Annotated in this window: 13 protein-coding genes, 1 tRNA gene and 1 other RNA gene; 5 read left to right on the top strand and 10 right to left on the bottom strand. The window is 72.9% G+C overall.

Going from position 1 to position 13,103, the window contains the following annotated elements; translation table 11 throughout:
• Positions 1 to 154: 154 nt before the first annotated feature.
• Positions 155 to 549, bottom strand: an RNA gene (gene rnpB, locus ETU37_RS20825) — RNase P RNA component class A.
• A gap of 195 nt (positions 550 to 744) precedes the next feature.
• On the opposite strand from rnpB, the gene ETU37_RS20820 reads away from it, so the two are divergent.
• Positions 745 to 1,920 carry an NAD(P)/FAD-dependent oxidoreductase gene (locus ETU37_RS20820; RefSeq protein WP_129989263.1) on the top strand — a complete coding sequence of 392 codons (1,176 nt, stop codon included), beginning with the start codon at positions 745 to 747 and terminating at the stop codon, positions 1,918 to 1,920.
• A gap of 110 nt (positions 1,921 to 2,030) precedes the next feature.
• Here the strand turns inward: ETU37_RS20820 and ETU37_RS20815 are convergent, their stop codons facing one another.
• The gene (locus ETU37_RS20815; protein WP_129989262.1) at positions 2,031 to 2,849 is read right to left on the bottom strand and encodes a hypothetical protein; all 819 of its coding nucleotides are present in this window, start codon (positions 2,847 to 2,849) and stop codon (positions 2,031 to 2,033) included.
• A gap of 4 nt (positions 2,850 to 2,853) precedes the next feature.
• Complete coding sequence (locus ETU37_RS20810) at positions 2,854 to 4,275, bottom strand: RNB domain-containing ribonuclease (RefSeq protein WP_240755865.1); 1,422 nt, start codon at positions 4,273 to 4,275, stop codon at positions 2,854 to 2,856.
• A gap of 80 nt (positions 4,276 to 4,355) precedes the next feature.
• Here ETU37_RS20810 and yaaA point away from each other — a divergent pair, with 80 nt between their 5' ends.
• On the top strand, positions 4,356 to 5,135 hold the full coding sequence (gene yaaA / locus ETU37_RS20805) for a peroxide stress protein YaaA (RefSeq protein ID WP_129989261.1): 780 nt from the start codon (positions 4,356 to 4,358) through the stop codon (positions 5,133 to 5,135).
• A 30-nt stretch (positions 5,136 to 5,165) separates the two neighbouring features.
• Here the strand turns inward: yaaA and ETU37_RS20800 are convergent, their stop codons facing one another.
• Genes ETU37_RS20800 through ETU37_RS20785 form a run of 4 tightly spaced genes read right to left on the bottom strand, consistent with a single transcriptional unit; the run spans position 5,166 to position 9,000 of the window.
• A complete protein-coding gene (locus tag ETU37_RS20800; protein ID WP_129989260.1) occupies positions 5,166 to 5,915 on the bottom strand; it encodes a peptidylprolyl isomerase in 750 nt (249 codons plus the stop codon).
• Between the two features lie 12 nt (positions 5,916 to 5,927).
• Complete coding sequence (locus tag ETU37_RS20795; protein WP_129989259.1) at positions 5,928 to 7,061, bottom strand: bifunctional RNase H/acid phosphatase; 1,134 nt, start codon at positions 7,059 to 7,061, stop codon at positions 5,928 to 5,930.
• Entirely contained in the window at positions 7,061 to 7,864 is an 804-nt protein-coding gene (locus ETU37_RS20790; protein ID WP_240755864.1) for a zinc ribbon domain-containing protein, read from the bottom strand. Before ETU37_RS20790 ends, ETU37_RS20795 begins: the two co-directional genes overlap by 1 nt.
• Positions 7,843 to 9,000 carry a Nif3-like dinuclear metal center hexameric protein gene (locus ETU37_RS20785; protein ID WP_129989258.1) on the bottom strand — a complete coding sequence of 386 codons (1,158 nt, stop codon included), beginning with the start codon at positions 8,998 to 9,000 and terminating at the stop codon, positions 7,843 to 7,845. Before ETU37_RS20785 ends, ETU37_RS20790 begins: the two co-directional genes overlap by 22 nt.
• A gap of 75 nt (positions 9,001 to 9,075) precedes the next feature.
• Between ETU37_RS20785 and ETU37_RS20780 the strand changes: the two genes are divergently transcribed.
• Genes ETU37_RS20780 through ETU37_RS20770 form a run of 3 tightly spaced genes read left to right on the top strand, consistent with a single transcriptional unit; the run spans position 9,076 to position 11,532 of the window.
• Positions 9,076 to 9,453, top strand: coding sequence for a hypothetical protein (locus ETU37_RS20780; protein ID WP_129989257.1), 378 nt, complete (start codon positions 9,076 to 9,078; stop codon positions 9,451 to 9,453).
• Positions 9,443 to 10,882: a sensor histidine kinase gene (locus ETU37_RS20775; RefSeq protein ID WP_129989256.1), complete on the top strand. Its 1,440-nt coding sequence runs from the start codon at positions 9,443 to 9,445 to the stop codon at positions 10,880 to 10,882. Before ETU37_RS20780 ends, ETU37_RS20775 begins: the two co-directional genes overlap by 11 nt.
• Positions 10,867 to 11,532, top strand: coding sequence for a response regulator transcription factor (locus ETU37_RS20770; protein WP_129989255.1), 666 nt, complete (start codon positions 10,867 to 10,869; stop codon positions 11,530 to 11,532). Before ETU37_RS20775 ends, ETU37_RS20770 begins: the two co-directional genes overlap by 16 nt.
• A gap of 4 nt (positions 11,533 to 11,536) precedes the next feature.
• Here the strand turns inward: ETU37_RS20770 and ETU37_RS20765 are convergent, their stop codons facing one another.
• The 3 genes from ETU37_RS20765 to ETU37_RS20755 all read right to left on the bottom strand — a co-directional run bounded on the left by ETU37_RS20765 (position 11,537) and on the right by ETU37_RS20755 (position 13,078).
• Positions 11,537 to 12,427, bottom strand: a complete 891-nt coding sequence (locus ETU37_RS20765; RefSeq protein ID WP_129989254.1) for a serine/threonine-protein kinase — start codon at positions 12,425 to 12,427, stop codon at positions 11,537 to 11,539.
• 5 nt (positions 12,428 to 12,432) lie between these two features.
• Positions 12,433 to 12,852: a hypothetical protein gene (locus ETU37_RS20760; RefSeq protein ID WP_129989253.1), complete on the bottom strand. Its 420-nt coding sequence runs from the start codon at positions 12,850 to 12,852 to the stop codon at positions 12,433 to 12,435.
• Positions 12,853 to 13,006: 154 nt separating this feature from the next.
• Positions 13,007 to 13,078 (bottom strand) — tRNA-Val (locus ETU37_RS20755).
• Between the last annotated feature and the right edge of the window lie 25 nt (positions 13,079 to 13,103).

The following is a 13,103-nucleotide window of genomic DNA, read 5'->3' as shown; positions in this document are numbered from 1 at the left end:
ACCTGCCGAGTCGGCGCGTCTTGCCCCTCACAGGTGACGTTGACGACCGCCGTACGGCGGCACTTCCCCAGGCGTACGGACGCTTCCCCAGCGGCATGCGCCTTGTGAAGCGTCCACAACCCCGCGTTACAGCAGGCGATGGCCGCCGGGACGAGGGATGAGCTGGCCTGTAGGCCGGGTTCTGTCCCCGCGCGCCTCGCGGCGTCGCGGTCGGCGACCATCCATCTAGGGCTGCCGTTGCCGACAGCCTCGTGCGGTCTACCCGCGGACTCGGGCGGGCCGCCCTCGAACATCCGCGCAGACCGTCTCGCGACGGTCCTTCTTGACCTTGCTCCGGGTGGGGTTTACCGAGCCGTTCCGGTCACCCGGAACGCTGGTGGTCTCTTACACCACCGTTTCACCCTTACCTCCGCGCAAGCGCGGCGGCGGTTTGCTTTCTGTGGCACTGTCCCGCGGGTCACCCCGGGTGGGCGTTACCCACCACCCTTGCCCTTCGGAGCCCGGACCTTCCTCGAGGAGTCACCTCCTCGCGGCCGCCCGGCCAGCTCATCCAGCAGGATCCTATCCCGCGCAAGTGCCGCGGCCCCATCGTCGGCCCCGGCGAGCGGCGTCTGGCGGGATGGCCGGCAAGGCGAAGAGGCGAAGGCGATGCGAAGCATCGTCGAGTCCTCGACAACGCCGCCGGGCGCCCGCCGGGCGCCGCGGAGCGGGCCGCCGATGGGGTCGGGGTACTAGGTTCGGGGCATGAGCGAACCGTTCGTGATCGTAGGTGGCGGGCTGACCGCCGCGAAGGCCGTCGAGCAGCTGCGCGAGAGTGGGTACGACGGAGGACTCGTCGTGTACGCCGCCGAGCAGCACCTCCCCTACGAACGCCCGCCGCTGTCCAAGGGCTACCTGATGGGCGACGACGAGCGTGACAGCGTCTTCGTCCACGACGCGCAGTGGTACGCCGACCACGACGTCGACCTCCGGCTCGGGGTGCGCGTCGGCGCGATCGACCCGGGGTCGCACACCGTCACCGCGACCGGCGACCCGCAGGGCTACTCCAAGCTGCTCCTGGCCACCGGGTCGCAGCCGCGCCGGCTCGCGGACGCCGACGCGTCCGGGGCGCCCGTCGCCTACCTCCGCACGCTCGAGGACACCGAGCGCCTGCAGAAGGCGTTCACCGACGGCGCACGCATCGCCGTGCTCGGCGCCGGCTGGATCGGCCTCGAGGCCACCTCGGCCGCGCGCAAGGCCGGCGCGGAGGTGACGGTCGTCGAGTCGCTCGACCAGCCACTGCTGCGCGTGCTCGGTCCGGCGGTGGCGTCGGTCTTCGCCGACCTGCACCGCGAGCACGGTGTCGACCTGCGGCTGGGCGCGTCGGTCGGCCGCATCGAGAAGAACGGCGACGGGGTCCGCCTCACCCTCGAGGACGGCGGCACCGTCGACGCCGACCTGCTCGTCGTCGGCATCGGCGCGGCACCCGACACCTCGCTCGCCGAGGCGGCCGGCCTCGACGTCGACAACGGCGTCCTCGTCGACGCGTCGCTGCGCAGCTCTGCTCCTGACGTGTTCGCCGCCGGCGACATCGCCAACGCCGACCACCCGGTCCTCGGCCGCCGCGTGCGCGTCGAGCACTGGGACAACGCGATCGAGCAGGGCAAGGCCGCGGCCCGGGCGATGCTCGGCGAGGACGTCAGCTACGACCGGCTGCCGTACTTCTTCACCGACCAGTACGACCTCGGCATGGAGTACGTCGGACACGTCGACCCGGCAGCGGCGGACGACGTCGTCGTGCGGGGCGACACGAGCGGCGAGCGCGTGTTCCGGGCTTACTGGGTCAAGGACGGCGTCGTCGCTGCGGCGATGCACGCCAACGACTGGGACGCCATCGACGGGATCAAGGAGCAGGTCGGCAAGCCGCTGTTGGACGGCTGATCCCGCAACTGCCCGGGCAAGTCATGCACTTCCAGGGCGTTGCAACACCCTGGAAGTGCCGGAGTCCCTGGTGAACCAGGGACTCCGGCACGCCTGACGGCCTACCCGGCCTACGCCCGGCAGTAGGCGAGCAGCATCCTCGTCGCCTGCGCCTGCACCCTGACCGGCGGCGGGACGAGCACAAGCGTCTCCGTCGCGTCCGGGCCGACCCCGACCCGGACACCGACGCGGAAGGCGAACGGTGCCGTCGCCTGCCCGATGGCGTGCTCGTCGCAGCGGTTGCCGGGCTGGATCGACAGGGGCACGTCGGCGCTGCGCTGGTCGGCACCGATCGTGACCTCGCCCGGTAGCACCAGGTCGTAGAGGACCGAGCCGTCGGCGTACGTCACGGTGACGGGCTCGCCGCCGGTCCTCCTGACCAGCCGCAGCGCCCCGTCGAGCGACGTGGCGTCCGGCGTGGTCCGCCACCCCGGCGCGTACGAGATCGCGACGTTGTCTGCCACCAGCGCATCGTCGCAGCCGCGCTTCCAGAGGCGGCGCAGGAACTGCTGGCCGCTCGTCGTCAGCCGCTGAACCTTCGTCTCCCCCGCCGTGGACACCACGCCGGAGATCGGCTCCTGCCCCTCGTCGCAGCGAGCCTCGGGCAGCAGCACGTGCAGATCGAGGGTCTGGCCCGGCGCGAGCGTGGCGTCCTGCGCCCGGGTGAACTCAGGCCCGTAGCCGCTCCAGCGCAGTCCCGCGCCGGTGACGGCGAGCGGCTCGTCGCCCTCGTTCACCACGCGGAGCAGGCCCTTCGGCGTGCCCTCGTCGGGCAGCAGCTGGGTGAAGCCGAGCGAGACGTGGATGGTCGAGGTCGGCGCGGGCGCCTCGTCGGCGGCGGAGCAGCCGGCCCCCGCGACCAGCAGCATCGCCGCGAGGACCGTCCGCACCAAGTCAGACCTCGAAGCGCACCGTGCGGGTGCCGGGGTCGGCCTCGGCGAGAACAGCCTCGACGTGGGTGCCGAGCGGCAGCGGGTCGCCCGACTTCGACGACACCCGGGCCTCGATAGCGGGGTCCTGGACGACGACCTCGCCCTGGGCGGGCTCCTCGTCGTCGACGGCGACCACGACACCGGGGAAGCCCTGCCCGACGTGCGGGCGCAGCACGGCGGACTCGACCAGGTCGACCACCGCGCTCTCGTAGGCGTTGGCCTTCTGCCCGCTCCCCTGCATGGTGGCGGGCAGGTCGTGCAGCTTCGCCAGCACCCACCCAGGTACGTCGTCGCCGGCGCAGAGCGCGACGCACACCTCGGAGGCGTAGCGGTCGGCGAGGCGACGCAGCGGCGCGGTGACGTGCGCGTACTCCGACGCCAGCGCGGCGTGCTCGGGCTGCTCCGGCACCTCGCCGTCGAAGCCGACGTAGCCGGCGCCGCGCAGCAGCCGCGTGCAGGCCAGCAGCATCGCCGCGTGCTGCGGCTTCGCCGGGTCGAGCGACCGGATGAAGTCGGGGTAGAGCTGCTCGGCCGGCCAGTCGATGTCGAGCGCCTTGGCGGTGCGGTGCAGCCGCTGCACCTCGCCCGGCTCCGGCGGAGGCAGCGTGCGCAGCAGGCCGACGCGCGCGTAGACCATCAGCGACGCCGCGGCCATGCCGGTGAGCAGGGAGATCTGGGCGTTCCACTGCTCGACCGGCAGCAGGTCGCGGAACGACAGCGTCCACCGGTCGCCGTCGATGTCGATCTCCTGCTCGGGCAGCGGCAGCGAGACGCCGCCGCGGGCGGCCTCGCGCTTCATCCGCAGCTCGCCGACCTCGCGGAGCAGGCCGATCATCTCGTCGGCGGTGCCGGCGTCGACCTGTGCCTGCACGCCCGCGTAGTCGAGCTGCGCGCGGCTGCGCACCCGGGCCCGGACGACGTCGACGTCGGTGCCCTCGCCGGTTTCGTCGACCTTGATCGTCCAGAGCAGGGCGGGCCGCTCCTGGTCGGGCAGCAGCGAGGCCGCCCCCTCCGAGAGCACGGTCGGGTGGAGCGGCACCTTCGAGTCGGCGCCGTACAGCGTCTCGCCACGGCGGTGGGCCTCGACGTCGACGGGGTCGCCCGGCTTCACGAACGCCGCGACGTCGGCGATGGCGTAGTGGACGACGTAGCCGTCGCCGTCGCGCTCGAGGTGCAGCGCCTGGTCGAGGTCGCGGGCGCCCTCGGGGTCGATCGTCACGAACGGGATGTCGGTGCGGTCGAGCCCGGGCAGCACCGCACCGTCGGCGGCCTGGGCGGCGGCGTCCTCCACCTCGGCGGGGAACGACGGCGTCACGCCGAGCTCCTCCTGGATCTGCGCGATCCCGTCGCGCAGCTCGTCGCCGTCGGTGTGCAGGACCTTCACGACTCGTCTCGGCACAGCTCGGTCACCCCTCGGATCGACTGGTCCCGGCCCAGCATAGGGCCGGGCATAGGGTGACCCGCGTGCTGATCCTGCTGCCCCCGTCCGAGGGCAAGGCCGCTCCCCGGCGCGGTCGCCCGCTGCGGCTCGACGACCTCGCCTTCCCGGCCCTGTACGACGCCCGCGGCACGATGCTCGACGCCCTCACCGACGTGTGCCGCGGGGACGCCGCCGTCGCGGCCACGGTGCTGGGCCTCGGCACCACCCAGCTCGACGAGGTGGCGCGCAACGCCGCGCTCCGGGAGGCCCCGACCGCGCGGGCCGACCAGGTCTACTCGGGCGTCGTCTACGAGGCGCTCGACGTCGCGAGCCTGGACGCGGCCGCGCGGCGCCGGGCCACGTCGTGGCTCGCGGTCACGTCGTCGCTGTTCGGGCTGGTCCGCCCCGGTGACCGGATCCCGGCCTACCGGCTCGCCGGCGGCGTCTCGCTGCCCGGCACCGGACCCGTCGCGACGTACTGGAGCAAGCACCTCGACCCCGCCGTCCGCGAGGCCGCCGGGCGCGGCCTGGTGGTCGACCTGCGCTCGTCGACCTACGTGCCGTTCTGGCGGCCGGGCCCCGACCTGGCGCCGAAGGTCGTCACCGTCCGGGTGCTGCACGAGGTCGGAGGCGTGCGCAAGGTCGTGTCGCACTTCAACAAGGCGACGAAGGGCCGGCTGGTGCGCGCGCTGCTGGAGGACGGCACCGCGCCGTCGTCGCCGGCGCGCTTCGCCGACCACCTCACCGGGCTCGGCTGGAAGGTCGAGCTGGGCGACGCCACGAAGACCGGCACCCGGCTCGACGTCGTCGTCGCCGAGCTCTGAGGGGTCTCGACAGGCTCGACCGCCCGGTGGTCAGGAAGCAGTCTTCTCCACGTCGACCGACAGGATGCTGATCGGCTGCTTCGGCGCGGCCGGGCCGAGGGTGCCGCCGATGCCCTGCTCGGCGACCCGGTCGACGATGTCCATGCCCTCGGTGACCTTGCCGAAGATCGAGTAGCCGGTGGGGTCCTGCAGCTCGGTCTGGTCGTAGACGATGAAGAACTGGCCGCCGTTGGAGTTCGGGTCCTGGGTGCGCGCCATCGCGAGGGTGCCGCGGGGGTACTGGTAGTCCTTGGGCGCGTTCTCGACGCCGTACCCGTAGCCCGGGTTGCCGGAGCCGGTGCCGGTCGGGTCGCCGCACTGCAGGACCGACAGCCCGTCGGTCTCCGCGGTGGTGAGCCGGTGGCAGGCGCTGTCGTCCCAGTAGCCCTCACGGGCCAGCGAGATGAACGACGACACGGTCTGCGGAGCCTTCTTGCCGTCGAGCTCCATGACGATGTCACCGCAGTTGGTGTGCACGGTCGCGGTCCAGGTGGTGTTCTCGGCCAGCGACTTCGGCGGCACCTCGTCGAACTGCAGGGGCTTCTCGGGCAGTGCCGGCGGCTCGTTGCAGGTGCCGTCGGTGGGCGGCGCCTCGGTGGCCGTCGTGGCGCCCTGCTGCTCGTCTCCCCCGCCGCCGAGCGTCTGCACGAGGACGAGCGTCGCCACCACGACGACGGCGACGGCGAGGACGGCCGCGATCGTGGCCTTGCTGCTGTTGCTGTTGCTGGTGCTGGGGCTCATGGCTCTCTCTCGTCACCGCCCGAGGAAGGCGGCCTCCGTCGGTCGGGCGTTGAACATGCGCAGCGTCGACTGGCCCTCGGGGTACCACGACACGACGGTGACCGAGGCCGGGGCGAGCTGCAGCTTGAACAGGGACTCCATCGGCGCGCCGAGCGCGAGCCGGACGAGCACGGTGATCGGGGTGACGTGGGTGACCGCGAGCACGGTCTTGCCCGGGTACGCCGCGATCAGCCGGTCCCGCGCCCGCCGCACGCGGTTGTCGACGGTCTCCAGCGACTCGCCGCCACCGGTGGGCTCGACGTCGAAGGCGCCGAGCCACGCGTCGAGGTCGTCGGCGTGCGCCTCCTGCACCTCCGCGAAGGTCAGCCCGTCCCAGACCCCGAAGGCCGCCTCGGCCAGCCCCTCCTCGATCGCGACCTCCATGCCGAGCACCTCGCCGAGGATCGCCGCGGACTCGCGGGTGCGCCGCAGCGGGGACGACACCAGCGCGTCGATGTCGCGGGCGAGGGGGGCGAGCCACTCGGCGGTGGCGCGCACCTGCGCCTCCCCGTCGGCGTCGAGCCCGGGGTCGTCGCCGCCGGTGCCGCTGAACCGGCGGTCCTTGGTGTGTGCGGTCTCGCCGTGCCGAACCAGGATCAGCGTGGTCGGCTCGCCCATCTCGGGGAGCGGCCGCAGCGGCTTGCGCTCCCCTTGCTCGGGTGTGGCGGTGCGCGCGGCCTTCACCGGCTTGCCCGCCGCGGCGTCGAGCGCCGCGTTGAGGATCCGGTCGGCGTGCTTGTTCTGCTCGCGCGGGATCCAGGTGAACGTCGTCCCGAACGGCGCCAGCCGGTGGGCGGCCGACGCCAGCGGCTTCATGTCGGGGTGCTTGATCTTCCAGCGGCCCGACATCTGCTCGACGACGAGCTTGGAGTCCATCCGCACCTCGAGGTCCGCCTCGGGGGCGTGGTCGTGGTACAGCTCCAGGCCGGCGATCAGGCCGCGGTACTCCGCGACGTTGTTGGTGGCGACGCCGATGGTCTCCGCGGCCTCGGCGATCACGGCTCCGGTGGTCGCGTCCTTGAGCACGGCGCCGTACGCCGCCGCCCCGGGGTTGCCCCGCGAACCGCCGTCGGCCTCGATGACGACCGACGTGTAGGCATCGGTCATCAGATGCCGGACTCCGACGTCCGCACGAGGATCCGGTTGCACTCCTCGCAGCGCAGCACCTCGTCGGTCGGCGCCTTGCTGATCACGGAGAGGTCGGCGGCGGTCAGCTCCAGCGAGCAGCCGCCGCAGCGACGGGCCCGCAGCGCCGCGGCGCCGACGCCGCCCTTCTGGGTGCGCAGCCGGTCGTAGAGGGCGACGAGGTCCGCGGGCAGCCCGTCGGCCAGCGGCTTGCGCTGGAGGGCCACCTCGGCGACCTCGGCGTCGAGCTTGCCCGCCTTCTCGTCGCGGGTCGCCGACAGGTCCGCCGCTCGGCGGTCCATCTGCTCGAGGTCGGCGGTCAGCCGGTCGAGCTCGGCCTGGGCGTCCTCGAGCCGCTGCATCACGTCGAGCTCGACGTCCTCGAGATTGGAGATCCGGCGCTCCAGCGAGACCAGCTCGCCCTGCATGCGCTCGAGGTCCTTGGGGTTGGTGACCAGGCCCTGGTCCATCCGCTGCTGGTCGCGGACGCGGCGCGCCTTGACCTGCTCGACGTCGGCATCGGCCTTGCGCTGCTCCCGGGTGAGGTCCTCGACGAGGATCCGAGCGTCGCGCGCCGCGGTGTCCACCGTGCCGCGCTGCGTCTTCAGCGCGGCCAGCTCCTTGGCCTCGGGGATGCTGGCGAGCTGGTGCCGGAGCTGGTCGGCCCGGGAGTCGAGCTCCTGGAGGTCGAGCAGCCGGAGCTGGGAGAAGGCGTCGGCTTTCAGCGGAGGCTCCTGGTCGGTTCGGTGTGTCGGTCGGTGGCTCAGTCGACCCGGAACGTCCACGGGTCGGTCACGGTCGTGCTCACGCGGGTCTCCACCGTAGCCCCTGCCCCGCCGCGCTCCTCGAGCGCGGCGGCCAGCTTGCGCGCGGCCACCGGCAGCCAGGTCCACTCCGCCGCCCAGTGCGCGACGTCGACCAGGGCCGGGCCGTCGTGCTCGCGGAACTCCGCCGCCCGGTGGTGCCGCAGGTCGGAGGTGACGTAGACGTCGGCTCCGGTGCCCAGTACCACGTCGAGCAGGTAGTCGCCCGCGCCGCTGCCGACCACCACCGTCTCCACGCGCCGGTCCGGGTCGCCGGACACCCGTACGCCGTGCGCGGTGCCGGGCAGCGCGTCACGGACCCGGTCGGCGAACTCCCGCAGGGTCGTCGGCGCCGCCAGCCTGCCGATCCGGCCGTGCCCGCGGTCCGACGGGCCGTCGTCGTTCGCCAGGGCGACGACGTCGTACGCCGGGGTCTCGTAGGGGTGCGCAGCCAGCAGGGCGGCCACGACGGCGCGGCGCTGCGACCGGCGCAGCACGCACTCGACCCGCACCTCCTCGACGGTCTCGACCTCCCCAACCGCGCCGAGCGTCGGGTTCGCGCCCTCGAGCGGCCGGAACCGGCCCTCCCCCGGCGACGAGAACGAGCAGCGGTCGTAGTCGCCGACCTGCCCGGCGCCGGCATCGGCCACCGCGTCGCGCACGACGTCGGCCTGCCCCCGCGGGACGAAGTAGGTGAGCTTGTCGAGCGCGTTGTCGGCACTGCGTCCCTCGTCGACCACCACGCGCGGGTCGGCGATGCCGACGGCGCGGGCGAGCGACTCGTTCACCCCGTCCGCCGGTACGTCGGCGTTGGTGTGGGCGGTGAGCAGCGCGATGCCGTGCCGGGCCAGCGTGTGCAGGACCCGGCCCTTCGGCGTGGTCGCGGCGATCGAGCTCACCGGTGTCAGCAGCAAGGGGTGGTGGACGACGACGAGGTCGGCCCCCCACGCGACCGCCTCCTCGACGACGGCGGGTGCCGGGTCCACCGCGAACAGCACCTTGCGCACCGGCTGCTCCGGGTCGCCGGTGACCAGCCCCACGGCGTCCCACGACTCCGCCCAGGCCGGGTCGTACCACCCGTCGAGCAGGCTCACGACGTCTCGCAGCGCGATCGGCATGCCCGTGAGGATAGATGAGAGCACTCTCATGGTCGTCTCACGCCGGTGCCACGAACGACCGGCAGAATTGCCCGCATGTCGTGGTTCTGGAAGGGACTGGTGGTGCTGCTCCTGGCACTCCCGGTCGGCGCCTACGTGACCGGCAGCCTCGCCGGCGCGCCCGCCGACCTGCCCGACCGCCTCGAGCCCGTGGTCGTCCAGGACCCGTCCTCCGGGGACACCGCGCCCGAGCCGTCGCACTCGGAGGGGCCGCGCAACGACGGCGCCACGGGCGACCGCGACGACGACCGGGACGACCGCGACGGCCGGGACGAGGGCGACGACCGTGACGAGGTGGAGGTCGTCCGGCCCGACCCCGACGACCTCGACGACGACTCCGACGACGACGGTCGCGACCTCGACGACGAGAACGACCGTGACCACCCGGGCGACGACGTGACGGATGACGACTGACCCGGGAGCGGCGGGGCTCCGGGGGGTCTCCGTCCGGAGCCGGCTGATCACCGCCGTCGCCGCCCTCACCGGCCTCGCCCTCGCGAGCGCCGGTGTCTTCGTCTACACCTACGAGGCGGGGCGGATCGAGGAGGCGGTCGCCACCCAGGTCGACCAGGAGGTCGAGGAGTTCCGCACGCTCCAGGCCGAGGGCACCGACCCGGCCACCGGCGAGCCGTTCACCAGCGTCGAGGCGCTGATCGACCTGTTCCTCTCGCGCAACGTGCCCGACGACGACGAGACGCTGATCGGCTTCTGGGGCGGCCGGGCCCGGCTGCAGTCGGAGTCCCCGCACGAGGGGTACGCCCGCTCCCCGGAGCTGTCCGAGGTCGTCACGCGTCGGCTCGACTCGGGCGGCACGGAACGCTTCGAGTCGCAGCACGGCGAGGTCGTCGTCACCGTGGTGCCCGCCGCCAACTCCTCGACCTCCGGCGCGCTGGTGATCGTGAACTTCATGCGCGAGGAGTACGGCGAGCTCAACCAGACGATCACGACGTACGCCCTCGTCTCCGCCCTGCTGCTCCTGCTGATCTCCGGCGCGGCCGCGTGGCAGGCCGGGCGCCTGCTGTCGCCGCTGCGCACGCTGCGCGAGACCGCCCAGGACATCTCCGAGACCGACCTCTCCCGGCGCATCCCCGAGACCGGCAACGACGACATCACCGCGCTGACCCGAACGTTCAACCAGATGCTCGGCCGGCTCGACGCGGCGTTCCGCGGGCAGCGGCAGTTCCTCGACGACGCCGGCCACGAGCTCAAGACACCCCTCACCGTGCTCCAGGGTCACCTCGAGCTCCTCGACAGCGACGACGCCGACGAGGTCGAGGCGACCCGGGCGTTGCTGCTCGACGAGGTCGACCGGATGTCGCGGCTGGTCGACGAGCTGATCACGCTGGCCAAGACGGACCGGCCGGACTACTACCGCATCGACGCCGTCGAGCTGGCGCCGTACGTGGAGACGCTGCTGGAGAAGTGCCGCGCGCTCGGCCCGCGCTGCTGGGTCGTCGACGACGCCGGTGCCCACGTCGCGCAGCTCGACGAGCAGCGGGTCACCCAGGCGATGCTGCAGCTGGCGCAGAACGCCGTGAAGCACACCGACGACGGCGACGAGATCGGTCTCGGGGCCCACGTCGACGAGCGCGGTGTCCGGCTGTGGGTGCGCGACACCGGCCGCGGTGTCGACGACGCGGACAAGGCACACATCTTCGACCGGTTCAGCCGCGCCCGGGTGCGCGACGACGACGAGGGGTTCGGCCTCGGCCTGTCCATCGTCGCGGCGATCGCCCGCGCGCACGGCGGGACCGTCCGCGTCGACGACGCCCCCGGCCGCGGCGCGGTCTTCACGCTCGTGCTGCCCCACCGACGGAAGGACGAACCATGGCCCGGATCCTGATCGTGGAGGACGAGCAACGCATCGCGTCGTTCATCGCCAAGGGCCTCAAGGCCGAGGGGCACGCGACGACCGAGGTGGCCGACGGGCAGGTCGGCCTCGACCACGCACTGTCGGGCGAGTTCGACCTGATGGTGCTCGACATCGGGCTGCCACGCCTCTCCGGGTTCGACGTGCTCGACCAGCTCCGCGCGCAGGGCAGCCGGATGCCGGTGATCGTGCTGACCGCCCGCGACTCCGTCACCGACACCGTCTCGGCGCTCGACAGCGGCGCCGACGACTACATGAGCAAGCCGTTCCGGTTCGCCGAGCTGCTCGCCCGGGTGCGGGCCCGGCTCCGGCAGCCGGTCGACGGCTCGGGCCCCGACGGCGACGTGCTCACCGTGGGCGACGTCCAGCTCGACGTCCGGACCCGCGCGGTGCTGCAGGCCGGTCGTGAGGTCGACCTGTCGGCCCGCGAGTTCCGCCTCGCGGAGATCTTCTTCCGCAACCCGGGCCAGGTGCTCTCGCGCGAGCAGCTGCTGGACCTGGTGTGGGGCTACGACTTCGACCCCGGCTCCAACGTCGTCGACGTGTACGTCGGCTACCTGCGCAAGAAGCTCGGCGCCGGGGTGGTCACGACCGTGCGCGGTGTCGGCTACCGCTGCGGCTGACCTGCTAGCGGACCTTCCAACCGGCCAGCCGGCCGCGCGGCGAACGCTCCAGCGCGGGCTGCAGACCCTCGGCCAGCTCGTGCGGCAGCGGCCGGTCCGCCGGGTCGGGCTCCAGGCACGCGAGCACGACCTTCGCCACGTCGCCGGCGACCGTGCCGGGCAGCGCGTAGGCGAGGTCCGCGAGCTGCGGGAACCTCCGCCGTACGTCGTCCGACGCGGCGTCGCCGCCGGCGAACGGGCGGTAGCCCGCGATCGCGTGGAACAGCGTCGCGCCCAGCCCCCACACGTCGGAGGCGAAGCCGGGCGTGCCGCTGCCCGGAGGGTCGCACTGCTCGGGCGCCATGTACTCGTCGGTCCCGATCGGGTAGGTCAGCGCCTCCGCGTCCTCGACGGTGCGCGCGACGCTCAGGTCGATCAGCCGCGCCGGAGCGCCCATGATGACGTTGCTCGGCTTGATGTCGAGGTGCACGATCCCGCGCCGGCGGAAGTAGTGCAGCGCCGACGCGAGCTCGATCCCGAGCGGCAGGTACTGCTGCTCGGGGAGCGGCCCGTGCCGCCGGATCAGCGTCGACAGCCTCGGGCCGTCGATCGCCTCCAGCACCACGTGCGGCCGCTCCCCCTCCAGCACCGCGCGCAGCCCGCGCGCCACGACCGGGTGGTTGACCGAGCCGAGCATGTCGACCTCGCGCGCGAGCCCCCGCAGGCTCGACGTGTCGTCGCGCCGGTGCGGCCGCACGACCTTCACGACCGTCGGGGCGTACGTGACGTCGTCGAAGGCCAGGTAGGCCTCGTACGACGTACCGCCGCCCAGCAGCCGGATCGCGGTCAGGTCGTCGGTGATGGCATCGCCCTCGGTGAAGCCCCAGGACTCGTCACCTGCGGTGGGCTCGGTCATCCGGCTCAGCCCCGGGTGTCGTTGCGCGAGCGGTCGTTGGTCAGGTTCGGCGTCAGGTCGCGGGTGCGGTCGCCGCCGTCCCGGGTCCAGTCGCGGGTCAGGTCGCCGCGGCTGCGGTCGGCGTCGCGGCTGACCTTGCTGTAGCGCGAGCTGGTGCCGTCGGCGCGCGAGCGGCTGGACCCGGTGCCCTGCGTGCCGGTCCCGTCTCCGGTCCGCGTCCGGGTCCTCGTGTCGCCGTTGTCGTCGTCGTCATCGTCGTCGGCGACGAGCACCAGGCTTCCGACCTTGTCCTCGCGCTTGAGGAAGGCCGGGTTGTCCTGGGTGTCGTTGCCGTCGGCGGCGTTGGCGCCGGCGGTGCCGAGCAGGCCGAGGGCGACGGCACCGGCGACCGTGAGCGTGCCGAGCGGGAGCAGGATCTTCTTCATCGTGGTTCCCCTATCCGGGTTGGTGCGATCTGGACGGGCACCAGCCTGGAAGGCGTCGATGAGGGTGGTGTGAGGCCGCGATGAGACTGCTCTCACCGGTCTCACCGGTCTCACCGGGTCTCATCGGGTGAGGTGAAAGGTTCGGGAGGACCGGTGGGCGCAGCAGGGATCGAACCTGCGACCGCTGGTTTGTAAGACCAGTGCTCTACCGCTGAGCTATACGCCCGGGCGCTCGCGCGCGGGCCGCAGCC

It is taken from the genome of Nocardioides iriomotensis, from assembly GCF_004168035.1.
GTDB lineage: Bacteria > Actinomycetota > Actinomycetes > Propionibacteriales > Nocardioidaceae > Nocardioides_B > Nocardioides_B iriomotensis.
Note: the sequence above shows the minus strand (reverse complement) of the source record. Positions and strands in the feature narration are given on the sequence as shown.